Source organism: Streptomyces sp. P5F9 (assembly GCF_057961495.1).
The window spans coordinates 1-23,727 of sequence record NZ_JBXVPZ010000043.1 but is presented as its reverse complement, the minus strand read 5'-3'; the positions used below and the strand labels follow the sequence as shown (position 1 = coordinate 23,727).

At 69.6% G+C, this 23,727-nt stretch carries 13 protein-coding genes; 7 read left to right on the top strand and 6 right to left on the bottom strand.

Features of this window, described 5'->3' with window-relative positions; translation table 11 throughout:
• Nucleotides 1-13: 13 nt before the first annotated feature.
• Nucleotides 14-3,637: a LamG-like jellyroll fold domain-containing protein gene (locus AC31A1_RS10675; protein WP_489653034.1), complete on the bottom strand. Its 3,624-nt coding sequence runs from the start codon at nucleotides 3,635-3,637 to the stop codon at nucleotides 14-16.
• Between the two features lie 41 nt (nucleotides 3,638-3,678).
• Nucleotides 3,679-5,235 (bottom strand): FG-GAP repeat domain-containing protein, encoded by a 1,557-nt coding sequence (locus AC31A1_RS10670; protein WP_489653033.1) that lies wholly within the window; start codon nucleotides 5,233-5,235, stop codon nucleotides 3,679-3,681.
• Nucleotides 5,236-5,477: 242 nt separating this feature from the next.
• On the opposite strand from AC31A1_RS10670, the gene AC31A1_RS10665 reads away from it, so the two are divergent.
• From AC31A1_RS10665 to AC31A1_RS10655, 3 genes are all read left to right on the top strand, one after another.
• Nucleotides 5,478-7,412, top strand: a complete 1,935-nt coding sequence (locus tag AC31A1_RS10665) for a glycosyltransferase family 2 protein (RefSeq protein WP_489653032.1) — start codon at nucleotides 5,478-5,480, stop codon at nucleotides 7,410-7,412.
• Between the two features lie 143 nt (nucleotides 7,413-7,555).
• Nucleotides 7,556-8,104, top strand: coding sequence for a SigE family RNA polymerase sigma factor (locus AC31A1_RS10660; RefSeq protein ID WP_489653031.1), 549 nt, complete (start codon nucleotides 7,556-7,558; stop codon nucleotides 8,102-8,104).
• Nucleotides 8,101-8,814 (top strand): SecDF P1 head subdomain-containing protein, encoded by a 714-nt coding sequence (locus AC31A1_RS10655; RefSeq protein ID WP_489653030.1) that lies wholly within the window; start codon nucleotides 8,101-8,103, stop codon nucleotides 8,812-8,814. Before AC31A1_RS10660 ends, AC31A1_RS10655 begins: the two co-directional genes overlap by 4 nt.
• Before the next feature lie 103 nt (nucleotides 8,815-8,917).
• Here the strand turns inward: AC31A1_RS10655 and AC31A1_RS10650 are convergent, their stop codons facing one another.
• Both AC31A1_RS10650 and AC31A1_RS10645 read right to left on the bottom strand, forming a co-directional pair.
• Nucleotides 8,918-9,157, bottom strand: a complete 240-nt coding sequence (locus tag AC31A1_RS10650) for a DUF2283 domain-containing protein (RefSeq protein ID WP_489653029.1) — start codon at nucleotides 9,155-9,157, stop codon at nucleotides 8,918-8,920.
• A 1-nt stretch (nucleotide 9,158) separates the two neighbouring features.
• Complete coding sequence (locus tag AC31A1_RS10645) at nucleotides 9,159-16,655, bottom strand: ricin-type beta-trefoil lectin domain protein (RefSeq protein ID WP_489653028.1); 7,497 nt, start codon at nucleotides 16,653-16,655, stop codon at nucleotides 9,159-9,161.
• 521 nt (nucleotides 16,656-17,176) lie between these two features.
• On the opposite strand from AC31A1_RS10645, the gene AC31A1_RS10640 reads away from it, so the two are divergent.
• A complete protein-coding gene (locus AC31A1_RS10640; RefSeq protein WP_489653027.1) occupies nucleotides 17,177-20,668 on the top strand; it encodes an FG-GAP-like repeat-containing protein in 3,492 nt (1,163 codons plus the stop codon).
• A 77-nt stretch (nucleotides 20,669-20,745) separates the two neighbouring features.
• On the opposite strand, the gene AC31A1_RS10635 is transcribed toward AC31A1_RS10640, so the two are convergent.
• Nucleotides 20,746-21,168: an ATP-binding protein gene (locus AC31A1_RS10635; protein ID WP_489653026.1), complete on the bottom strand. Its 423-nt coding sequence runs from the start codon at nucleotides 21,166-21,168 to the stop codon at nucleotides 20,746-20,748.
• Nucleotides 21,169-21,290: 122 nt separating this feature from the next.
• Between AC31A1_RS10635 and AC31A1_RS10630 the strand changes: the two genes are divergently transcribed.
• Both AC31A1_RS10630 and AC31A1_RS10625 read left to right on the top strand, forming a co-directional pair.
• Nucleotides 21,291-22,103, top strand: coding sequence for a helix-turn-helix domain-containing protein (locus AC31A1_RS10630; RefSeq protein WP_489653025.1), 813 nt, complete (start codon nucleotides 21,291-21,293; stop codon nucleotides 22,101-22,103).
• Nucleotides 22,100-22,348, top strand: a complete 249-nt coding sequence (locus AC31A1_RS10625; RefSeq protein WP_489653024.1) for a DUF397 domain-containing protein — start codon at nucleotides 22,100-22,102, stop codon at nucleotides 22,346-22,348. Before AC31A1_RS10630 ends, AC31A1_RS10625 begins: the two co-directional genes overlap by 4 nt.
• Here AC31A1_RS10625 and AC31A1_RS10620 read toward each other — a convergent pair.
• Nucleotides 22,323-23,138, bottom strand: a complete 816-nt coding sequence (locus AC31A1_RS10620; RefSeq protein WP_489653023.1) for a class I SAM-dependent methyltransferase — start codon at nucleotides 23,136-23,138, stop codon at nucleotides 22,323-22,325. The two genes, AC31A1_RS10625 and AC31A1_RS10620, sit on opposite strands and share 26 nt — an antisense overlap.
• Before the next feature lie 108 nt (nucleotides 23,139-23,246).
• Here AC31A1_RS10620 and AC31A1_RS10615 point away from each other — a divergent pair.
• Nucleotides 23,247-23,727: TetR/AcrR family transcriptional regulator (locus AC31A1_RS10615; protein WP_489653022.1), on the top strand; the 481-nt coding region annotated here is incomplete at its 3' end.

Below are 23,727 nucleotides of genomic sequence, written 5' to 3'. Positions count from 1 at the left end.
GGGGAACGGCCGGTCAGGCCGAGGTCTCGTCGACGCTGGAACCGCCCGGCAGACCGGCGACGAGCGCCACCAGTGAGGCGTCCAGCGGGCCCTGGTACATGCGCACCTCGTCCATGGCGCCGGAGAAGTACTCGCCGGCCGCCGTTCCGGTCAGCGATCGGCCGACCTGGAGGCTGGTGGTGCTGAAGTCCCAGGTGTTGTCCCAGGAGGCGTCGATGGCGGCGACGCCGTCGACGTACAGCAGCACATCGCCGAAGACCGCGTTGTAGACCAGGGCGAGGTGGTCGCCGGTGCCCGCGGAACTCGGTGCGTCACCGTTGTCGAGCAGGGTGGTGGTCACCGGTGCGGACGAGTCGGCGTCGGTCACCACCAGCTGCCAACGGGCCTGGGACGCCGAGTACTTGACCTTGATCGCGCTGCCGTTGGCGCCGGACAGCGCCAGCACCGTCTCGTCCGCCGTCGGGTTCGCCGAGGCGAGCCGGGCGCGGGCGGTGAGGGTGAAGCTGTCCTGGGCGGTGAGCGGTCCGGTGGCCGCGCGGGTGGCGTAGGCGTTGGTGCCGTTCAGGACCAAGTGCCCGTCGCCCCAGAGGGGTTCGGCCGGTGGCACGCAGTCCGGGTCCGCCTCGGGGTCGCAGGAATCGTCCGGTACGTAGATGGAGGCGCCCCCGCCGAGGGTCAGCCCGGTGCCGCCGCCGGTCTCCGGCGAGACTCCGCCGGTGGCCGAGTCGAGCTGCCAGTAGGCGAGTTGGTGCGGCTGGATGCCGCCGAGCTCCTGGCCCTCGGTGGGTGGGATGACCCGGTCGTGCAGCTTGACGTCGGCGACGCTGCCCTTGAGCTGGTTGACGTAGCCGTCGAGGGCGAGCTTGCGGCCGATCTGCACACCGCCGGTCGCGCTCCACGTGGTGTGGCGGGCCTGCACGTCGTCGGCGACGAGGACGCCGTTGACGTACAGCATCATCTTGCCGAGTTCGGCGTCGTACACCCCGATGAGGTGGGTCCAGCTCCCGGCGACGGCCGCGGCTCCGGAGACCTTCCAGGTGCCGAGCGACTCCATGTCGCTGACGGGAATGCGGAAGGTCCAGGAGGCGGTGTCGACGTCGTAGCCGAGTTCGAAGCCGGGCTGGGCGGTGCCGTCCTGGCTGACGACGGTGACGTTCGCGGTGGGCAGCGTGGGCAGCATGACCCAGGCGCTCACGGAGAAGGTCTTGCCGGTGTCGACGCCGGCCGTGCCCGAGTCCAGGTAGGCGTTCTCGGTGCCGTCGAGGGAGGCGGCGGTGTCGGTGGAGCCGAGCGGGCCCGCCGCGCCGAAGGTCACTCCGGAACCGGCACTCGCGGCGGGGGTGCCGCTGCTGCCGGCCGCCTTGGTGGCGCCCTTGGCGTCGCCGAGGGTCCAGGCGGCGACGGGTGCGCGGCCGTCGCTGACCAGGAAGACGTACGCGGTCGGCGTCTTCTGCGCGTTGCCGGCTCCGTCGGCGGCGGTGACGTGCAGGACGTACGAGCCCTCGCTCGGCGGCATCCAGCGAACGGTCGCCGGACCGCCGGTGGACTCTGCGGCCACCGTCCTCTTCGCGCTGTCGGCCTTCGGGCCGGTGAAGTAGTACGCGTAGCTCGCCACGTCGGCGGCCGGCGAGTCCATGGTGAAGTCGCCGTAGTCGCCGACGCCGGGGTGCCAGGCGTCGTCGTCCGGGTAGGCGGCCGAGGTGATCACGGCCGAGGCGGGCTTGCTGGTGTCGTAGATGAACTCGCAGCGGGTCTGGGTGCCGTCGGTGGACCAGGCGCCGTAGGCCTGCTGGTCGTAGCCGCGGACCGCCCAGGCGACGGTGGTGTTCTGCGGGACGGTGAACCCGGCCTCGCCGTCACCCGACAGGTCGTCGCCGACCGTGTAGGAGAAGGTGGCCTGGCCGGTCTGGCCGTCCTTGCTCGCGTCGACCGTGGTCTTCTTCGCCGTGGTCGCGTAGTGGACGACCTCGGTGCCCGAGGAGTTGGTCCACCAGACCTTGAACTGGGCTTGCAGCGTCTCGCTGTTGGAGCCGGTGTCGCCGTGGTCGTAGTCCTTGATGACCGCGTACGCCTTCGGGGCCTTGGTGACGTAGTGCTCGGTGGCCTTGCCGAACTCGCAGCTGTCGCCGGGGTTCATGGTCAGGGCGTCCTGGTCCGGCTCCAGCGGCGGGCGGTTGTACTTCACCGAGAGGTACGCGTTGCCGCAGAACCGCTTCCAGTACGACGTGTCGGACTCGCTCGCGGCCTTGAGCCGGAAGGTGGTGGTGTTCCAGCCCTTGTCGGCCGCGGTCTGTACGGTGCCCGTCGCGTCGAAGCGCACGTTCTGGTTGGTGGACGTGCACGAACCGGCGTTGTCCGTGGGGGACTTGCTGTCGACGGTGGCCTTGGAGGAGGGCTGGTTCGACCAGTCCGTGGACGAGCTGATCGCACTCGCGCTCGTGCTGTTGACGCGGGCGAGCTGCACCTCGCGGGCGGCCGAGCTGTAGGTGAACACCTGGGTCACGGCGAACTCGGCGTCGATGATGTCCTTGCCCTCGAAGGTGCCGGTCGGGATGGCGAAGAACTGACGCTTCACGTCCGAGCCACTGGAGCACCGCACCGAGACGTCGGCGGGACACCGGCCGACGCCCTCGTCGTCGTCGAACTTCCAGAACGAGTCGCTCGGGGAGTCCGAGGACACCATGGTCCAGCTGCTGCGGCTCGCCGTCTTGACCACCGGGTCGATGTAGACCGGGTACACGGTGTCCGCGTCGGTGAGCAGGTCCGCGTCGGGGGTGAGCGTCATCGTGTCCGCGGAGACGTCCACGCCGACGTCGGCGACCTGGGCCCCCTCGGGCGGTGTCTGGGTGCTCTCCTCGGCGGCGGGCGTCTGTGCCGTGCCGTGACTGGAGTCCCACATGACCGGCTGCGGTGCCTCGAAGACCGCGCCGCCGGCGCCGGGGTCGGTGGCGGTGAGGCCGCCGTCCGTGTCCTCGGCGAGCGTCACCGAGTCGGTGTCGAAGGGGAGTTGGAGCTCGGTCAGCTCCGGATCGGCCGCCGCCTTCGCGGTCTTGACGACCAGCACGTGCGAGAAGCCCTCGGCGCTGGCGGTGACCTTGAGGTCGACGCCGTCCAGGACGTTCTTGTACGTGGCGGTCGGGCCGTCGATCTTCGGCGCGGGCAGTTTCGTCGGCCAGTCGAGGGACAGCGCGTGGCCGTCCTTCTCGATCGTGGCGAAGGTCGTCCCGCCTCCGCCGGAGAAGGACATCGCGGTGAGTGCGGCCTTCGGCGCGAGGGTGCCGTTCTTCTGCCGGACCAGGGTGGTGTCGATGTCCGTCCACGTGCCGTCGACACGGGTGCGCACGGGCTGGACGTACTGCTTGGTGGTGAACGTCCCGTCCGGGTTGGCGACGGTCGTGCTGCGTTCGTCGCGCAGGCTCTGGATCTCGACGGCCTTGCCGGACTTCTTGGCCTTGGTCCGGGCGGCGTTCGCGGAGAGGGACGAGGTGCCACTCGCGTCGGCGGCGCTCGTGCCGGCCGACGCGGTCCGCTCGGCGGCCGGGGCGGGGAGGGCGATCAGGCCCGGGGTCAGGAGGGCCGCGATGGTGGCGGCGGCGATCAGGGGGCGGCGGCGTCCGGATCTCTTACGCGTGCTCATCGCGCTGTGCTCTCTTCTTCTCTGTCCTCTCTGTCCACCGCTCATCGGATCGCTCCGAGCGCCGCGCCCGCGTCGGGCAGTCCGCCCGAGCCGGGCTGGTAGGTGGTGGTGCCGACGCTCGTGGTGCCGTCGACGTCCGTCCAGCGTGTGACGTAGAGGACGCCCTTCGAGGTGCCCGAGGCCTTGCTGTACGGCACGCCCACATAGAGGTTGGTGTTGCCGCCCGCGAGCGCGATGCCTGTGTAGTCCCGGGCCGTCGCCGTGCCCGGCAGTCCCGAGCCCCGGGTGAGTTCCTTGTCGGCCGTGCCGATGGCCGCGTCGAGCGGCCGGAAGATGTGGACGGCGCCCGCGTCCTTGACCGTGGCCGTGTCCTTGCCCGGCTCGCCGACGGCGAGACGGACGTTGGCCGAGACGGTCACGACGGTGGTGTCGGTGTTGGCGATCACCACCCGCTGACCCATGAAGTCGCCGGCGGCCGCGTCGCCCTCGGCGTCCGTCGCGTTGCCGTCCGCCGCCGCAACCTGGGTGAAGGCACCGGACGGCTGGACGCGTACGACCACCATCCCGCCCGCGTCCGCCAGCGTCCCGACGTCCTCGCCCGGCATCCCGATGGCGAGCAGCGCGTCCGAGTTGTACGTCTGGTCGCTCGGCCGGTAACCGGTCATGGAGACCGAACTGCCGAAGCCGTCGCCCGCCTCCGCCGCCCCGGCGATCCCGGTGCTGTTCTGGTCGAGGCCCAGAAGTGGCGTGGGCATGCCACTTGAGAGAGTGTGACTGAAGACCGCCACTCCGCCGGCGAACTCCTCGGTGCCGATGGCCTCCCCGGGGCTGCCGACCGCGAAGTAACGGTTGGTCCCGGCCAGCGAGTAGCCGAACTTGTCGTTCGTCTCGACGTCACCGGGCACCCCCGGATCCTTCTCGCTCACGCCGATCGTGGTGCTGCCCTGCTGGTACTCGATGCAGCCGGCGTCCCCGTAGGTGGTGCTGCCCACGGTGACGTTCTCACCGGGGACCCCGACCACGAGGTACGGCGTACCGCTCGCGTTCGCGCCGGCATCCAGGGCGAAACCGAACCAGTCGTACGCCTCGGTGGAACTGTTCGAGTCGAAGCCGGCCTGGGTGTATCCCTCGATCGCGGAGCCCGCGCCGATACCGGTGGGCGTGCCGTGGATGACGAAGATCGCCCCGGCGTCGACGAGATTGACGCCGCTCTTCACGACGTCCTCGAACGGCGTTCCCACCACCAGGTCGGTGCAGCCGTCGCCGTCGGCGTCGTAGGTGTCGAAGGAGGCCCCGAAGCCGTCACCCGCCTCCGGGGCCGCGGACATTCCGGTGGTGGCCTGGGATATCTCGGACACCCCCTTGCCGCCCCCGAGGACCACGCGCACGAGCCCGGCCTTCTGGGCTCCGTTCACCGTGGCGTCCGGGTCCGCGAGCACCGTGTCGGTCACGCCGTCGCCGTTGAAGTCGTTCGATGTCCCCGCCGTGCACGTGGCAGCCACCGCCGGTGGCGATGCCAGTGTCACGACCCCCATAGCGGCCAGGCACAGACCAGCCAGACCGGCCAGCCCCCCGGCCAGATGCGTACGCGTACGCACACCCCACCCCTCGTTAGCCCTCCGGGTACGGCCAGGTAAGGCCACCCTGTGAATGACGTAAGAGGAGACTAAATACGAGTTAAATAAAAACCGTCAAGGTTATTAGGAAACTTGCTGTACATAGCAATCACACAGAGTGTGACCATCTTCACCTCCGGGGCGAAAGCCGCACCCCTCGCATCTCAAGGCAAGTCAGTTGCCGACAGTTCACCGGGCTTTCACCGACAGGTAGGGTCCGTGGAATGCCGAGAGTCAAAGTCAGCGTGATCGTCCCCGTCTACAACACCGGGAAGTACGTCGACGAGTGCGCGCCGTCCCTGCTGGGGCAGAGCCTGCCGGCCGACGAGTACGAGGTCATCTACGTCGACGACGGTTCGACCGACGACACCCTCAGCCGCCTGGAGAAGATCGCCGCCGGGGCTCCCAACGTCCAGGTCCACACCCAGCCCAACTCCGGCTGGCCGGGCGCGCCCCGCAACCTCGGCATGAAGCACGCCCAGGGCGAGTACATCCAGTTCGTCGACCACGACGACACGCTCGGGCCCGAGGCCCTGGAGCGGCTGTACGAGCACGCGAAGCGGAACAACGCCGACGTGGTCCTCGGCAAGATGTCCAGCACGATGGTGCGGCCCCGGCGACTGTTCCGGCACACGGTGGACGCCTGCACCATCGAGAACGACGAGCTGATGCAGAGCATGTCGCCGCACAAGATGTTCCGGCGCGCGTTCGTCGAGGAACACGGGCTGCGTTTCCCCGAGGGCCCGTGGATCCTGGAGGATCTGGCCTTCGTCAGCGCCGCCTATCTGAAGGCGGAGCGCATCTCGATCCTCGCCGACTATCCCGTCTACTACTGGATGAAGCGGGACGACGGCGGCAACAACACCCAGCACCGTTTCAACCCGAAGCACGGTTTCTGGTCCAACACCCGGACGATCATCGGCCAGTTGAAGGACGGCACGCCCGCGTCCGACGACATCGACGCACTCCAGAACCGCCTCCTCCACCGCATCTACCACGTGGAGATCCTCTCCCGCACCCGCGAGCCCGAGATCCTCCGCGAGGACCCGGCCGAGCAACGGCAGCGTTTCGAGGCGGCGCGGGAGGTGGCGCTTGAGGAGTTCCCCGCGGCCGTACGCGAGGGTCTGCCCGCGGTGTCCCGGCTGCGCGCCACACTGCTGGAGGCCGGTGACTTCGACGGCGCGGTGACCCTCGCGGAGCGCGTCCGCGAGGTGAAGGCCCGCAGCGAGGTCGGCCAACTGCGCTGGGCGGACGGCCGGTTGGTCGCCGACGTGACGCTGGACCTTCTGCGCGGGGACGGCGAACCGCTCGTCCTGGTCGAGCGGGACGGAAAGCGGTACCTGGACCCGGAGTTGCTGGCCGGCGTGCCGGGGACGGAGGACGGCTGGGAGGTCCCCGACCCCTTCCGGCTCGCGTACGCGGAACTCGTGGTGAAGGACCGGGACCGCGAGGACTGGTGGTATCCGGAGGGCGACCTGGAGGTACGGCTGAAGCCCCTCGGGGACGGCCGTTCGCAGGTGATCGCCTCCGGGCAACTGGCCCTGGACCCCGAGCGGTTGGCGGGCGGGCGTCCGCTGGAGCGGGGTGTGCACGACGTGTGGGCGTACGTCCAGCTGCTGGGCGTGGACCGCCTGGTGCGCGTGACGGGCGAGGGCACGCCGGGCACCCCGGCGACGGGCCCGGCACTGACCGGTGGCCGACTCGCACTCCCCTACTGGACGGGCAGCGGCCAGCTCGCCCTGGACGTGGACCAACGTCAGCGCAAGCTCGGACAGGACACGTCGACCGTGGCGGCGGGCAACGCCGGGCGCGGCGAGGGGTGTTCACTCCCCCTGCCGTACATGGCGGCGACGGCGGACGGCACTCCTGCCCGCCTGAAGGTCACCGTGGCCACGCTGGGCGTGGAAGCCGAGCTGCTCCCCACCCCCGACTCCGCCACGGCCCAACTCCGCCTCCCCGCACGCCTGAAGCTCCCCTCCGGCCGCCACCCGGTAGCCCTCCCGAAGACGGCCAAGCCCCTCGCGTACGCCGTCGTCCGCGACGGGACGCTGCTCCGCCTGGAGGGCCCGGCGTACGAGGCCGGGGGCGGGCGCCGGTTCCTCGACTCGCTGGCGGACAACCGTCAAGTTCGGCGGGTACGGCGGTGGTTGGGGCTCTGACGCTCCGCGCGAGAAGCCCGGCAGCGTCGTGGACGAGAGTGGACAAAAAAAGGTGGACACGAAAGGTGGATGAGAAAGTCTGACCGGCAGGGCAGTCGAACTCCCTTCCCTACCCGTCTTTACGGGGGAACGAGGGAGGGCGCTTGAACGCCGACGAGGAACGTGAGTTCCGCGAGTTCGTGGCCGCGCGGTCGAGATCACTGCTGCACACGGCCTACCTGCTGACCGGGGACTGGGAGCAGGGCCGCGACCTGCTCCAGACCGCACTCGCGTCCACCGCCCGGCGCTGGTCGCGGCTGCGCGACCGGCAGCAGCCGGAGACCTATGTGCGCCGGGCGTTGTACCACGCCCATGTGGACCGCTTCCGGCTGCTCAGCTGGGGAAAGGAGACGGTCACCGACAAGCTGCCGGACTCGTCCGCGCAGGCCGTCGACTTGGCCGACACCGTGGTGCAGCGGCAGGACATCATGGCCGCGCTGCGGCGGCTGCCCAGGCGCCAGCGCGCGGTGATCGTGCTGCGCTACTTCGAGGACCGGCCCGACCAGGAGATCGCCGCGATCCTGGGCATCGCCCAGGGGACGGTCCGCAGCCAGACCCACAAGGCCCTCGCCTCCCTCCGCGCCGCCTTCGCGGAAGCGGAGCGGTCGGCCGCCACCTCCGCCCCTGCCTCCGGAAGGGGCGTCATCGCATGAACGACTCGACCGAACACCCGCTGCGCGAAACGTCGCTGCACGATGCCTTGCACACCCACGTCCTGGAGACCGGTGCCGATGCCGCCGGTCGCTGCCTGGCAGGCCTGGCCGACGACGCGTTGCGGGTCGCCCGGCGGCGGCAGCGGCTGGCCCGTGCCGGCGCCGCCGGCGTCGTCGCCGTGGTCGCCGCCTGCGCGGTCGCCGTGGCGGACGGCACGCCCCCGCACGCGCACGGGGTCCGGCCCGCCGCAGGGGACACGGGGAACACCGGGAAGGTGGCCCTGCTCTCCATCCTGCCGGTCACCTCGTCCACGGAGGCCGCCTGCGCCCACGGCAGCGACGGCTACACCGTGCGCGCGAGCGCGACCCACCCGGCGTTCTGCGTCCACGCCGACCGGGCCAGGGGCATGACCGACGTCCGTGTCGCCTCCGCGAAGGCCGGCAAAAGCCCGACCGACGGCACCTGGCAGGTCGACGTGACCCTCGGTTCCACCGACCGGACCCGTTTCGCCGCCCTCACCGGCTCCATCGCCGGGGCCCCGGCCCCGCGCAACGAATTCGCCATCGTCATCGACGGCAAGCTCTGGGGCAACCCCAGCGTGACCTCCTCGCTCACCGGCGGCCGGCTCGAAATCGTCGGGGCCTTCATCGGAGACCTCACCAGCGCCACCGCCCACGACCTCGCCCTCCGGCTGAATACCGGCAGTTGACCCACACGCGGTGTGACCTCCGCGTCCAACGGCAAGGGTGGCCCGCAAGAAATCCTGGGGGCCACCCTCAACCTGATTCAGGACCGGATCCGGCGTGGTCGGTTCAGGGCCGTTCCAAACGCTCCGCGCCGTCCAGCATGTATCGGGGAAGCTTTGTGTCGGCCGCCAGGATTTCGATGCCGATGAGTCGCCCTTCCGCATCGAAATCCAAATTGATCATCCCGTCCACATCGATCGGATCGCACGGATACGTGTGCGCGGACGGGACGGTCACCTGCGGCTCCGTGAAGTAGACATAGGCCGCATTGACCACCGGGTCATAGGTAACCCGCACATCCGCCATATCAGTTTGGCCCCTTCGCAGATTTCAGTCGGGCAATATAGGCGGCCTCGACGTCCTCTATCACCGTATTGATGTTGCCATCGATCGTTTTACCCACGAAGACCTTTGTGCCCGGGTCGTAGTACCCCGACTTGTACTGGCCTTCATGGTAGTACTGGAACGGCTCACGCGAGAGAGCGGATTCTATTTGCTCGTCCGAAACACCACGCTGGGCTGCGCGCTGCACCGAGTGGCCCGTCTCACCGGCAAGGCCGGACTCGGCCTCCTCGGCGGCATCCCAGATGTCATCGCTCAGAGCGTCCGCGCGCGGCTTGGGCGTATCCCCGTAGTCGCAATAGCAGTCGTCAGCATGCGTAGCGTCATCGCAATTGTGGACCAGGACCGGAATGGCCCCCGCCACCGCATAGTACGTATGCGTCCCGGCAACAGTCAGGTTGTCGACCGTCGCCGTCTGCGTCCACGCCCGTACCGCCCTGACCTGGACGTACGTCCCGGCCGACGTCTGCAGCCAGTCACCGGAACGGAGTTCGCTCGCCTTGGCCCAGCGGTGGGCCTTCGGGAGCCAGATCGGGTGGCCGTCAGTCGCGGTGAGGGACTTGCCGTTGGCCAAGGTGAGGCGGACGAGGTGCTTGGTGCCCTGGCCTTCGATCGTGGCCGTGACCGTGCGGGACGCCGTCGTGCCGAGGACCGGGTCCGTCGACCTGACCTTGTCGCCGGGCCTGAGGTCCTTGATCGCCTTGGTCCTGCCGTTGGCCAGCAGCACCCGCGTGTTGGGCGTGAAGCTGTTGCACTTGCCGCCTGACTCGACGGCGTCCTCGCCCGCGTCGGACGCCTTGCCGGCGTCCTTCTCGGCCGTCTTCGCGGCGGATTTCTCCGTCGCCTTCGCCGCGGCCTTCTTCTCGACCGCCTTGGCCGCCTTCTCCTCGGCCGTCTTCACGACCTTCTTCTCGACGGCCTTGGCCGCGGTTTTGACAGCCGTTTTCTCCGCCGTCTTGACCGCCGCCTGTTCCGCGCCCCGCGCCAGCACCCCGCCGCCGAAGCGCATTCCGCCGCGTGCGGCGGCCAGGGCCACTCCGCCCTCGCCGAAGGTCGCGACGGTGATGATGATGGTGGCGGCTGCCATCAGGCAGGAGCCGAGTGCCGGGTGGGTGGCGCAGCTGACGATGTCGGCGAGGCCCGAGTACTCGTACGCCACGTGCGCGACCGTCTTGGTGGCGGACCAGGCCGCGTGCTTGACCTGGGACCAGCCCCAGAACTGGCCGTTGGGGTCCTCCTTGGTGACCGGGCTGTTGTCCGCGTAGGCATAACCGCCCAGTTGGAGCAGGTCGGAGAAGTCCATCACCGGGTCGAGTGACGTGAAGCGCCCGGTGACAGGGTCGTAGTCCCGCGCGCCCAGATGGATCAGGCCCGTGCTCGACTCGTCCGCGCCGCCGATGTACGCGCGGGAACCCGCCCAGCCCGTCAGCGATGTTTCGAGGTCTCCGCGCAGGTTGCCCCAGGCGTCGTAGGACCGGGTCTGGACCGCCATCCCGGAGGCCAGCTTGATCTGGACGGTGGCCGTGCCCTGGGTGTTGGTGACCTGGGCGACCAGGGTGTGTGCGCTGGTGGCGCTGGAGGTGTAGCGGACGACCGTGGGGGCGCCGGCCTGCGCGTAGCTGCGCATCGCCCTGGTGGCGGTGGAGGTCTGGGAGCCCATGACCTCGGTCTCGCCGAGGTAGAGGGTGGTCCAGCCGCCGGTCGTCTTCGCGATCCGGGTGCCGTCCGCGTCGTAGAGGTACGACGTGCTCGCGGCGAGGGTGAACTTCTGGGTGTCGGCGCTCGCCGTGCACGCGGCCAGGGTCAGGTCGGCGCTGACGGTAGCGCTCGGCACGCTCAGGCAGAGCTTCGAGGCCGTGTTGTAGAAGGTGCCGTCCGTGCGGAGAACGAAGGACTGGGTCGTGGCGTCCGGTACGCAGGTCTTCAGCGTGATCGTCGAACCGCTCGCCGTTCCCGATGCCGTGGCGCACTTGCCCAGGACCGTCAGCTTGCCGCCGTTGGCGGTGAACTTCTGTCCGGCCGTGCCGTTGCAGGTGTAGATCTGGATGACGGTTCCGTCGGCGCTGTGGCCACCGGCGTCGTCCACGCACAGTCCGCCGGGTCCGGTGATCGCGCCCGATCCGGCACCGAATCCGGAGACGGACTTCAGCAGGCCCTCACCGTCGTAGACGAAGGACTGACTGTCGCCGTTGATGGTGCGGGTCTGGGTGCGGCCGGCGTCGTCGAAGACCGCCGAGTTGGCCTCGGTGACGGTCTTCGTGCCGGAGTCCGCCGCCGTGACCGTCTTCTGGGTCCAGCCGGTCAGGGTGTCCGGCTGGCCGGTGTCCCCGTAGGCGTACGAAGTCGAGCTGTCCAGCGCGGTGTTGAGGGCGCCGGTGGAGGTGCGCTGGGTGCTGTGGTCGGTGAGGGTGCTGCGGTTGCCGAGGTCGTCGTAGCGGTACGACTGCCAGTACGGGAGGCTGCCGTAGGACGCCGTGCCCGTGGCGATCGTCGACGTGGACGGAGCGCCGCCCACCGAACCGGACGCGGTCGCCGAAGAATCGGACGCCTTCCAGGTCGTGCCCGAGGAGTCCGTGCAGGACTTCGCCGTCGCGCCGGTCCAGGCCTCGACGAGTTGGCCTCGGGCGTCGTAGGTGAAGCACTGGTTGTCCCAGGTGGTCGTGGCCGACGCGGTCGAACCCGTCGCCACCAGGCTGGTGTTGCCGGCCTGGTCGTAGGCGTAGGCCGTCTGGGAGACCAGGCCGTTCGCCGTCTGGGTGGCCGCGTACGAGTGGAGCAGCAGGCCGGTGGAGTCGTCGTAGAGGGAGCTGGTCCACACCCGGTAGGGGTTCTTGCCGCTGGTGGAGCGGGTGATCTGGCCGTACGGGTTGTAGACCGCGCCGGTGGTGTACCAGTCCCAGCCGGAGGTGGAGACGGGCAGGTCCTGGGTGTTGTAGCGGGTGATGACCTTCTCGGCCGTGGTCATGCCGCCGGGGGTGGCGGGGAGTGTGGTGGTGAGCGGCTTGCCGGTGCGGGTGTAGGTGTACGACCAGTGGTACGAGCCCGAGAGGTTGTCGGTGGAGCCGCTGACCGCCGGGACCGTGACCGTCTTGCCGGTCAGCTGCCCGTCCTCGGTGTAGCCGGTGGCCTCGCTGACGATGTCACCGGTGGTGGAGCCCGGCACGGTGTGCCGGACGGACTTGGCGGGCAGGCCGATGCCCTTGGCCGCCGTGTCGTAGATCCACTCGTCGGTGGGGAACGTGTCGGAGCCGACGGTGAGGCTGGTCTTGCGGCCGAGCGGGTCGTAGCCGTAGTGCAGGACCTTGCCGGTGGCGTCCTTGGTCTGGATGACGTGGTCGGCGTCGTCGTACCAGGTCTGGCCGGTGCCGGAGTCCGGGTCGGTGCTGAGGCGCACGCGGTGCCGGGAGTCGTACGTCCACGTCCAGAGGTGGCCGGCCTTGTCCTTGACCTGGGTGCGGTTGCCGAGCGCGTCGTAGCTGGTCTCGGTGTAGGTGTTCGCGCTGCGGTCGGCGTTGGTGTACGTGATCGCCTTGACCTCGCGGCCCAGGGCGTCGCCGATGGCCTTCGTGGCGGTGGCGCCGGTGGGCGGGACGTTGGTGACGGAGGCGTCGGTGTCGCTGTAGGTGTTGGTGGAGGTGGTGAAGTCCGCGTTGTGGTGCAGGGTCGTCGACGTGAGCGGGCGGCCGAGGCCGTCGTAGGTGGCCCTGGTCGAGTTGGGGATCGACTGCTGGCTGGTGGGAATGTACGGCGTGGTGGCCGGCAGGCCGAGGACGTAGTAGCCGTTGTCGGTGCGGACGGGGGCGCCGTGGTCGTCGTAGCGGACCGAGGTGACCAGGCGGCCGAGGCCGGTGGCGTCCGGTGCCTGGGTCTGCACGGTGCGGCCCATGCCGTCGTAGAAGGTGACGGACTGGGTGTAACTCCCGTTGTCCTTCAGGCTCTTGGTGATGACCCGGGTCGGGGTGCGGGTGCCCAGCGCGTAGCTGATCTGGGTGGAGGGCAGGGCGTCGGCGTCGCCGGGCTGCCAGCCCTTGACCAGGCGGCCGAGGAGGTCGTACTCGTAGCGGGTCTTGTTGCCGTTGGGGTCGGTGGTGAGCGTGGTCAGGCCGCGGGCCGGGTCGATCGTGGTGATCGTCGCCTGCTGCTTGGCGTTGGTGATGGTGGTGCCGGTGATGACGTACGGGCTGCTGCCGGGGTTGTAGGCGGTCCTGGTGACGTTCTTCCCGGCGTCGGTGACCTTGTTGGCGCGGCCGTAGACGTCGTACTCGGTGAGGGAGCCGGTGATCGTGCCGGTGCCTTCGCCGTTGAGGGACTTCTCGCTGGTGGCGTCGCCGGCGTCGTTGTAGCCGGTGGTGACGTCGGAGACGACCGCGGCGGTGGCCGCGCTCGACACGTCGTCGCAGTCGGTCGCGGTGGTCAGCGCGCGCTTGGGCAGGCCGTAGAGGTTCGCGGACGCCCTGTTGTCGAAGGTGGTGAGGGTGCAGGTGGTGTCGCCGACCGTGGGCGTGGTGTCGCCGGGGCTCGCCAGGGTGACGACCGCGACCTCGCTCAGCCTGGGCAGGCCGTCGTCGTCCATGGCGGTGGTGGTGCGGGTGCCGCGCCACTTGCCGTTGTAGGCGGTCAGGTCGTCGACGCGCTTGACGTACGTCCGTCTCGCCACGAGGTCGCTGTCGCCGGCGCGCTTGCGGGTGGCGGTGACCGTACTGGTGCCGGGCAGGGTGATCACCCGGCTGTGTGCCGCCGCCGCGCTCTCGTCGGAGACGTAGGTGACGGTCTCGGCGGCCTGGCCCGCGTTCTCCTCGGCGTCGTCGGCCGAGAGGGTGGCGCCGGTGTCGTCCTTGAGGGTGGTCCCGGAGCCGCGCAGGTAGTACGTGGTCGTCCTGGAGCGGGTGGCGGCGGGGCCGCCGGGGGTGCCGACCCTGGTGGTGACGGAGGCGTAGCCGCGCCAGTCGCTGTGGGTGCGCTGCGAGGGCTTGGTGAACTCGGCGTCGGTCTTGGCCCAGTAGCCGCCGCCCCCGTAGTCGTACGTGGTGACGATGTCGGGTGAGGCGAGCGCGGTCGTGGTGACGACCGTGTCCTGCTCGGTCACGCGGGCGACGGTGTACTTGTTGAACCAGGCCAGCGGCGGGTTGTCGAGGCTCTCGTCGGGTGACCAGTGCACCGGGTAGCAGGCGGCCGTGTTGTCGGAGATGTCGGTGGTCGCCGGGGCGTAGGCGCAGCCCTTGTTGTAGTCGACGACCGTCTTCTTGCCGTTCTCGTCCGTGATCCCGGTGATGCGCGGGTGCCAGTACGTCAGCTCGATGTCGTCGCTGTTGGCGCGGACCCGGTTGGGCAGGGCGGTGCCGTCGAAGACGACGGCGGGCAGGTTCTGGCCGGGGGCGTCGTCCGGGTCGGTGGTGTCGGTGTCGTAGGCGCCGTGCTGGACGGAGGACAGCCACAGGCCGGGTGAGGTCTGGTACCAGCCGGAGTTGAAGGCCTGGTTGAGGGTCCACTCGTCGATCGGGTACAGGGTGCCGGTGCCGTCCCGGTGGGCCCAGGTGACGACCTTCTCCAGGCGCTTGCGGGTCCAGAAGGAGGGGAACGTCGGGCACTGCTTGGCGGTGTCGGACTTGCAGTTGAGGGTGGCCGGGGTGTCGTACCAGACGCGGTACTTCTCCGGGTCGCCCGACGTGAAGTTGTCGGCGTCGCACTTGCTGGCGGACGCGGCGAGGCAGCGCTCGTCCGTCTGGAACTGCACCTTGGCGGCCGGGACCGCGCCCAGGTCGTCCTTGTTCAGGCCGTACTCGATGCTCAGCGGGTAGGAACCGCGCTGGTACTTGACGTTCGTCTTGGTCGACTTGTTCTTGGCGTAGTAGTTGTCCTCCTGCTTGTAGTTGATCACCATGGCGTTGCCGTGCAGGTCGACGACCTCGTCGAGCTGCCAGGACCAGGCCTGGGTGCAGGAGGAGTCCTTGAAGGCGTCCGCGTGGCACGGTTCCTTCGGGTCGTTGCCGAAGACGGGGACGGTGGAGACGGAGTCGGTGTCCGCGTGGCCGTTGCCGACCTTGTCCAGGCCGAAGTAGTACTTGGTGCCGTCGCGGGTGGTGGCGATCCAGTACTCGCCCTTGTCGTCGGTGTCGCCGCCGTCGCCGTTGTCGGCACCGGTCTTGTGCTCGACCTTCGTCCCGTCGTCGGAACGGGGGTGCCATGCGCCGCTGGTGTCGTCACGGACCAGTTCGACGGTGGTGCCGCCGAGGGACATCACCGCGTTCGAGGAGGCCCAGCACAGGTCGCCGGTCTTCTTTTTCTTGCCCTTGTTGTTGGCGTCGTCGCCGTCCTGGTCCTGGCCGCAGCCCCGGTACGAGCGCTCGATGTGCCCGGTGTCGTAGGACCAGCCCTCGCCGATCCAGGAGGTCTGCGGGTTGGCCGTGGACGTCTTCCCGTCCACCGCCTGGGAGTTGTACGAGAACGCGATGCTCGGCGTGGGCCCCGCGGAGACCGGCGGGGTGTCGACGGCGTACGAGTACGCGAAGCCGCCCGAGGACGATCCGGCGTCCCAACTGCCCGCCGAGGAAAGGGGAGTTGCCCGGAAGGAGCCGCCGGCGCCGTTGCCGGAGTCGGTCACACCGAGGACGCCGCCGGCTCCCGAAGTGGCGGCTGCCGTAACGGCGTTGGTGGCCGTGCCGTGGTAAACGGCCGACTGCGCACTGCCCTTGTCCAGGGCGGCGGTCGCGTCGGCGGTGGTCGTGCCGGTCGCGGTGTCGGCGTCCATCGGGGTGGACAGGTCGACGGTGGCCTCGACCTTGGTGGCGCCCAGGTCGGTGGTCTCGTTGCCGTCGGTGTCCGTGGTCGTGGTGTCGGCGCGCAGGTCGGCCGAGTTGTCCAGCGGCTCGGGGGTGGCGCAGGCCTCGTTGTCCGGGGCGGTGAGGAAGCACTCGGGGTAGCGGACCAGTTGGAGCCGGTCGGACCACTGGGCGCCGAAGTAGTTCTTGAAGTCGGTGTAGTCGACCTGGAGGCGGGCCGGGGCCGGGGTGGTGTCGCTGGTGGTGACCTGCATGAGCAGGCCGTTGACCCCGGCGGCGGCCGTGTCGGTCTGGCTCAGTACGTCAACCGCCCAGGTCCCGACGGGCTGTTGGGCGGTGTCGTCGGAGGCGGCGCCGATCTTCACCGGCACTCCGCCGCCGACCTGGACGAGCCCGTCCGCGGCGGCGGCGAGCTTCTCCGGGGTGATGTCGGCGGTGCCGTCGGGACCGGCGGCCGGTATCGCGGTGCTGCCGTCCGGCGGGTCGGTGTCGTCCTGCGCCGGGTCGATCGCGTACTGGCGCGCGTACCCGGACAGGGGCTGGTCGGCGCCGTCCACCGGGTCGGTGGCGGGCACGTCCACCATCGCGGCGACGTCGTCGTCCGGCGGCGGCTCGGCGAAGGCCTGGCCCTCCAGGGCCCCGACCGACAGCGCGAGGGACAGCAGCAGGACGACACCGGGCACGGCTCTGCGGCGCCAGGCTCTGCGGCGCGGATGCGCGCTCGGACGTGAGCGACGGAACACGGAAGGACCCCCCGGTGAGCCCGGCCGGCAGTCACCCCGGCCGTGAAGACGCGATGGAGAAAAGGAAGAAGCGATGGAGAAAAGAAGGAGGAAAACAGCCCGGATTATTGGCCGTCCTTTGCCGTCAGCGCTAGATCATTTGACTTTATGTGGGCTTGATCACTGACCAGAGCATGACAAGACGGCCCAACTCCGGGCGGAATAACGGGTGTTACACCCGGAAGGGGACGTTCCGCCGACCGCGCCCGACCACAAGGGGCTTGCCCGGCGCACACCGGCGCTCCATGATCTGCACGTCCTCTCCACGCCCCCGGCACCGACCACCGGGTGGGCCGGCGGAGGGCCGTCCGCATGCGGGCAGCACGTCATGTCGCCACCGTCAGAGGGGAAACGGTTCGGTGTCCTCCGCTTCTTGGCCGCACAGGCTGAGCCCACGTCAAACACGCCTGCTAGCCGGGCTGTTGGCGCTGATCCTGGCCGCCGGGACCGCCTGGGTGCTGCTGCCGGACCACGACTCCGGCGGCTCCGCGGCGAAGAGCGGCGGCGCGAAACCCCACCCCCGCACGGAGACCGAGGCACGCGCCCTGGCCAGGAGTTCCGGCAAGCGCGTCGAGATCGTCACGGCCCGCACCGCGACGACCACCACCTGGGCCGACCCCGGCCACACGCTGACCACCCGCATCCATGTCTCACCGGTGCGCACCAAGGTCGACGGCACCTGGCGGGCCATCGACCCGACGCTGCGCCGCACGCCCGACGGGGACTGGACCACGAAGGCCACGACGACGCCGGTGGTGTTCTCGGGCGGCAGCAAGAACAGCGGGACCAAGCACAAGTCGACGGCGGACAAGGCGAGTTACGTACGTCCGGCGGGTTACGTACGTCCAGCGAGTTACCGCGCGAACGCCGGCACAGAGACCGCCGGAGACGACACCGCCACCACCCTCGTCACCCTCACCACCGCCGGCCACACGATCGACCTCACCTGGCCCGGCACCCTCCCCGCCCCCGAGGTCGAGAGCAACGAGGCCCTGTACCGCGAGGTGCTGCCCGGCGTCGACCTCGTCCTCGCGGCGAACGACGGCGGCTTCTCCGAGGTCCTGGTCGTCAAGTCGGCCCAGGCGGCGGCGAATCCAGCGCTGAAGACCATCTCGTACGGCCTGTCCTCGCCGGACCTGACGATGAGGCTGGACGCGCGCAGCGGCTCCATCCACGCCTACGACGCCGACGGCAACGACGTGGCGGCCACGCCGACCCTCATGATGTGGGACTCGGCCGGCAAGGAGGCCACCACCGACAACCTCACCCACGGTGACGGCGGCGCGGACGACCCCGACCCGACGCCCACCGCCACGGACACCGCGAGCGAGGCACCGGAGCCCGCGGACTCCGACGACGCCGCCCGCGACCGCGGCGCCGACGACCAGAACGCCGACACCGACTTCGGTACGGCGTCCACCGCGCCCACCGCCACCACGGAGACCGACGGCGATGCGACCGCGAGCCCGGCGGCCGCTTCCGCGGACCCCGTGGCGACCCAGCCCGCGGGCGACGAGAGCGCCGTGGTCACCCCCGGAACCACCGGCATCGACGGCGAGTTCCCGGGCCTGAACGGCCCCCAGCCCGGCACCCACAGCTCCCGCATGGACCCGGAGCTGGCCGCTGACGGCACGATCACCATCACCCCGGACCAGGACCTGCTGACCGGGCCGGGCACCACGTACCCCGTCTTCATCGACCCCAGCACCAACACCGACGCGGGCAACTGGACCACCGCCTACAAGCGCGGCAGCTGGGCGGACGCCACCTTCTTCAACGGGCGCGGCTTCAACAAGGGCACCAACGAGGCCCGCGCCGGCTACGAGTCGGACACCTTCGGCACCAGCCGTTCCTTCTTCACCATGGCCTGGCCGAACGCGGTGCGCACGACCTCCATCAAGGAGGCCACGCTCAACATGAAGGAGACGTACTCCTGGTCCTGCACCAAGAAGGAGGTGCAGGTCTGGCGCACCGGTGACATCGACAAGAAGACCAGCTGGAAGACGCAGCCCAGCTGGAACACCCGCCAGGACACCAAGTCGTACGCCAAGGGCTACAAGAAGGCCTGCGCTGCCGGGAACACGGTCTACGACGTGAGGGAGGCCGCCCAGTACGCGGCCGACAACAGCCTGAACCACTGGACGCTGGGCGTGCGGGCCACCGACGAGGACGAGCAGTACGCCTGGAAGAAGTTCCAGGCGACGAACGACAACGCGGGCCCGAGCGTCGACGTCAAGTACAACACCAAGCCGAACAAGCCCACCAAGCTCAAGATGAGCCCGGGCAAGTGCACGACCAGCGCGCCCTACGTCACCATCGGCGCCAACGACCAGATCACGTTCTCCGCGTCCGTCTCGGACCCGGACGGCAAGGACGACCTGGACGTCGTGCACCTGTACCTGAAGAACGACACGACGGGCACGTACTACAACCGCGAGGCCAGCGCGTCCGGCAAGACCACGGCCAGTGTCGTCTTCGACAGCGGCGGCCTCAAGGACGGCACGTACCACTGGAACATGTACGTCAAGGACGACTATCCGACGCAGTCCCCCACCAGCTACACCTGCTACTTCAAGCTCGACACCGTGGCGCCGAAGACCCCGTTCGTGACCTCCGCGGACTTCGGCGAGTCGGACGACGACAACGACAGCGGCGAGGACCAGTGGTCGAAGGCCACCTTCGGCCAGTCCGGATGCATGAGGTTCTTCAACTCACCGTGGGACAAGGTCAGTTCGTACGAGTACAGCTGGAACAGCACGGCGTACGACAAGTCGACCAAGCTCAGCGACCTGAACAGCTGCACCACCAAGTCGGGCGAGGTGATCACCGGCAACTCGTTCACGTCGGTCGTCTCCGTCACCCCGCCGCTCGCCGGACCGGCGATCCTCTACGTCAAGGCCCTCGACGCGGCCGGCAACGAGTCGGTGACCCCGAACGCGTACAAGATCTTCGTCAGCCCCAAGGACCGCGACGAGGCGACGGCCGACCTCACCGGCGACGACAAGCCGGACCTGCTGACCATCATCACGTCCACGGACGACGACGGCGTCACCAGCTACGGCCTGCGCGACTACCCCTCGGGCACCAAGGGTGACCTGTTCGTCGGCATGAACCCGTCCTACGGCGAGACCACCAAGAACACCGCCTACGCCGACGGCTGCACGACCACCGCCGTGGACTGGAAGGACGCCCTCATCACGCACGGGGGCGACTTCTACCCCGGTGACGGCCTCCAGGACCTCGTCGCCCGCATGAACGACGGCACGCTCTACGTCTACCCGGGCGACGGCTTCGGCGGCTTCAACACCTGCGCCCGGATGCCGGTCCTGCTGCCCGCCACGGGCACGGACACCAGCGGGGCGAACGTCACCGTCCCGGCCGCGTCCGCGTTCGACCAGATCCTGGCCGCCGGGGACATCACGGGCGACGGCCAGCCGGAACTCTTCATGACCTCCGGCACCCAGTACTGGGCGTTCACCGGCTACACCGGCGGCTCGTTCGCCAGTGCCACGCTGCTGAACACCGGCAGCGCCTGGACGACCCGTGACCTGGTCGCGGTCTCCGACATCAGCGGCGACGGCATCGCCGACATGCTCTACCGCACCACCGACTCCGGCCGGCTGATCCTGCGCAAGGGCAAGGCCAACGCGGCGGGCACCGGCGTCGACATCCTCTCCCTCGCCAACTCCGCGGCGGGCTCGGGCGGCGCCGACACCGAGTACGCGGCCAGCGGCTGGACCGCCACCGCCGTACCCCGCTTCTTCGCCATCCCGGACGTCACCGGCGACTCGGTCCCCGACATCTGGGCCCACATGAGCGACGGCAGCGTCCGCCTCTACTCCGGCGGCAAGGCGGCGATCGGCGGCTACACGACGGTGATCGGCAGCTGGACGGGGAAGCTGGCGTTCGGCTGACCGGGACGGACCGATGACGGCGGATCGACGAAGCGGCGGGTTCTCACCGGGCACGTGGTGAGAACCCGCCGCGCAGTTCATGGTTCCGTGCGGCGCTGTCCAGCGATGTCGCCCTCGCATCCGAACTCCGCCCACACCACCTTCCCGAAGTCCCGTTCCCCCACGCCCCACTTGTCGGCGAGCGCCGACACGAGCAGCAGCCCGCGCCCGCCCTCGTCGGTGGCGTCGGGATGGGTGTCGACGCGCGGAATCCCCCCAGCGCTGTCGTGCACCTCGACCCGCAGCGAATAGCCGTCGCACCGCAGCAACAGCCGGAACTGACGCCCCGGCGGCACCCCGTGCACCAGCGCGTTGGTCGCCAACTCGCTGACGCACACCAGCACATCGGCACCGCGCTCGGTCCCCGCGAGTCCCCATTCAGCCAGGTACGCGTGAGCGAACCGCCTCGCGGCGGGAACGGACCGGCGTTCGCGCCGGAAGAACTTCTCACTCAGGTTCACGGGACAAGAGTTGCGTAGCGTCACTAGTGTTGACAGGGCGTGAGCCCTGGACTCCTTTTTGTACGGGCGGAGTACGGGTGCGCGCGGGGTCCGGAACGGGTGGATGTGGGGAGCACCACAGCATGAACTCCAAGAAGAACCGCTCGACGATGCGGCTGCTGGGCGCACAGGTGAAAGCGGCCCGCATGGCCGCCGGGTTGACGCAACGCCAGCTCGCCGAGCGGGCGTTGGTCGACGAGGAGACCATCGCGTCGGTCGAGCAGGGCAGGCGCCGGCTGATGCCCCCGCTCGCGAGGTCGCTGGACAGGATCCTCGACACGAAGGGGACGTTCGAGGCGGGCGTCGACAACCTCCCGGAGATCGACCAATTCCCGCTCTACGCCGAGGAGTACATGCTGCATGAGCGGGAGGCCATCTCACTGTCCTGGTACGACGCGCTGGTCGTCCCTGGCCTGCTCCAGACCGAGGCGTATGCCCGCGCGCTGCTGAGCAGTCGTCTTCCGGCGTACGACGAGGACGAGTTGGAGACGAAGATCGCGGGCCGTATCAGCCGCCAGGAGATCTTGCAGCGCAAGAATCCACCGACGATGAGCTTCGTCGTCTGGGAGCCTGCGCTGCTGTGGCCCAACGGGGGCCGCGAGACACACCGCGCCCAACTGCGCGCTCTGCGCGAGTACTCCGAACTCCCGGGCCTGTCCTTCCAGATCCTCCCTCTGAGTCGGACCTCGAATGCTGGAGACGCGGGCCCCTTCACCCTGCTGGAGACACCTGATCACCAGCACCTCGCGTACACGGAGTCCCAACGCGGCAGCCAGTGGGTCTCCGACCCGGATGAGGTGTCCATCCTGACCCGTAAATATGCGATGCTGCGGACGCAGGCACTCACCATCGAGGACTCACGAAGCCTGCTGGACCGTCTGCTAGGAGATCAATGAGCACCGGACTTCAGTGGTTCAAGTCGAGCTACAGCAACAGCGACGGCGGCGCCTGCCTTGAAGTCGCCTACACGTGGCGGAAGTCCAGCTACAGCAGCAGCGAGGGCGGCCAGTGCGTAGAGGTCGCCGCCTGCCCCCACACCATCCACATCCGCGACTCCAAGAACCCGGAAGCCGACGGCCCCACGCTCCAACTCACCCCCACCGCCTGGGCGGCGTTCACCGCCGACTGCGCCTCCCGGTGACCGCCAGCGTCGCGTAGGGCATCACGAAGGACCCGCCCCGCTCGTCGATCGCGGCGCCCACCGCTTCCAGCACCGGCGCGAGCCGATCCGCAGGGAAGTTCGTGAACGTGCCCTGCGTCGGCATGACGTCCAGCCAGGCGTCCCGCGTGTACGTGAACTCCCAGTCGTAGCGCCACTGTTCGGGTTCCCCGAACCGCCCGCCCGCCGCCCGCATCCCGTCCGCCGCCTTGTCGAGCAGCGTCTGGTACCCCTCGACGGCCGACCGCGTGACGGCGGCCCGGAGGTCGAACGGGACGTCGGGCAGGGCGCGTTCACACGCGTCGGCGATGACCTCGGCGAGGTCGGGCGGGAGTTGGCCGACGTTCCAGAAGGGGGCCAGGAGGCCTCCCGGCCGCATCACCCGCGCCGCCTTCTCCGCCCCGGCGACGGGGTCGACCCAGTGCCAGGCCGTCCCGGCGACGACCGCGTCGAACTCCCGCCCCTGCGGCTCCCATTGCTCGAAGGTGGACACCTCGACCTCGACGCCGAAACGCCGCGCGAGGTCGGCCATCCTGGCGTCCGGTTCCACGCCGAGCACCTGACACCCGGCCGCGCGGAGCTGCCGTGCGGCGATTCCGGTGCCGCAGCCGACGTCGAGTACGGCGGCGCCCGGGTCGGCGGCGATGCGCTCGATCAGGGCGTCCGGGTAGCGCGGGCGGGCCCGGTCGTAGCGCTCGGCGTCCGTGCCGAAGGACTCGGCGATGTCCCGGCGCCCATGGGGCAGGCCTGCGGAAGACGGTAAAGTGACCATGCGCCCACTTTGGATGGGCAAGCGCCCACTCGTCAATGGGCAGGCGCCCACTCGCTGTTCCGGCACGACGCCCACCCGCTGTCCCGACATGAGGAGACGGACCCCGGTATGCCCACAGGCGTGGCCATGCGCGACCCCCGCCGACAGCTCTTCGACGCCGCCGAGCGGATCCTCGTGCGCGACGGGCCGAACGCGCTGACCAGCAGGGCCGTGACGGCTCAGGCGGGCTGCGCGAAGGGCGTCCTGCACCGCCACTTCGCCGACTTCGACGCCTTCCTCGCCGACCTCGTGCTCGACCGCGTCGAGCGGCTCGACGCCCGTGCCGACACCTTGCGCGCCGCTGTCGGCACGGGCTCGGTCGTCGATCACCTCACCGACGCGCTGACCGACGTGTTCGACCCGGTCGGGGTCGCGATCGTGGGCCTCGTGATCTCCCGGGACGAACTGCGGGCACGGCTGCGCGCGGCCGGCTCGACCGGCATCCCGGTCATGAACGAGGCGTCGGCGATGCTCGCCACCTACCTCACCGCCGAACGCGACCTCGGCCGCCTCGCCCCCGACGCCGACATCACCGTCCTCGCCCCCACCC

Bases quoted from the DNA above. Each gene is read 5' to 3' on its own strand.
- AC31A1_RS10655 (WP_489653030.1), top strand. From the start codon at position 8,101: ATGAACGACTCGACCGAACACCCGCTGCGCGAAACGTCGCTGCACGAT.
- AC31A1_RS10665 (WP_489653032.1), top strand. From the start codon at position 5,478: ATGCCGAGAGTCAAAGTCAGCGTGATCGTCCCCGTCTACAACACCGGG.
- AC31A1_RS10620 (WP_489653023.1), bottom strand. From the start codon at position 23,138: ATGGTCACTTTACCGTCTTCCGCAGGCCTGCCCCATGGGCGCCGGGAC.
- AC31A1_RS10630 (WP_489653025.1), top strand. From the start codon at position 21,291: ATGAACTCCAAGAAGAACCGCTCGACGATGCGGCTGCTGGGCGCACAG.
- AC31A1_RS10650 (WP_489653029.1), bottom strand. From the start codon at position 9,157: ATGGCGGATGTGCGGGTTACCTATGACCCGGTGGTCAATGCGGCCTAT.
- AC31A1_RS10625 (WP_489653024.1), top strand. From the start codon at position 22,100: ATGAGCACCGGACTTCAGTGGTTCAAGTCGAGCTACAGCAACAGCGAC.
- AC31A1_RS10675 (WP_489653034.1), bottom strand. From the start codon at position 3,637: ATGAGCACGCGTAAGAGATCCGGACGCCGCCGCCCCCTGATCGCCGCC.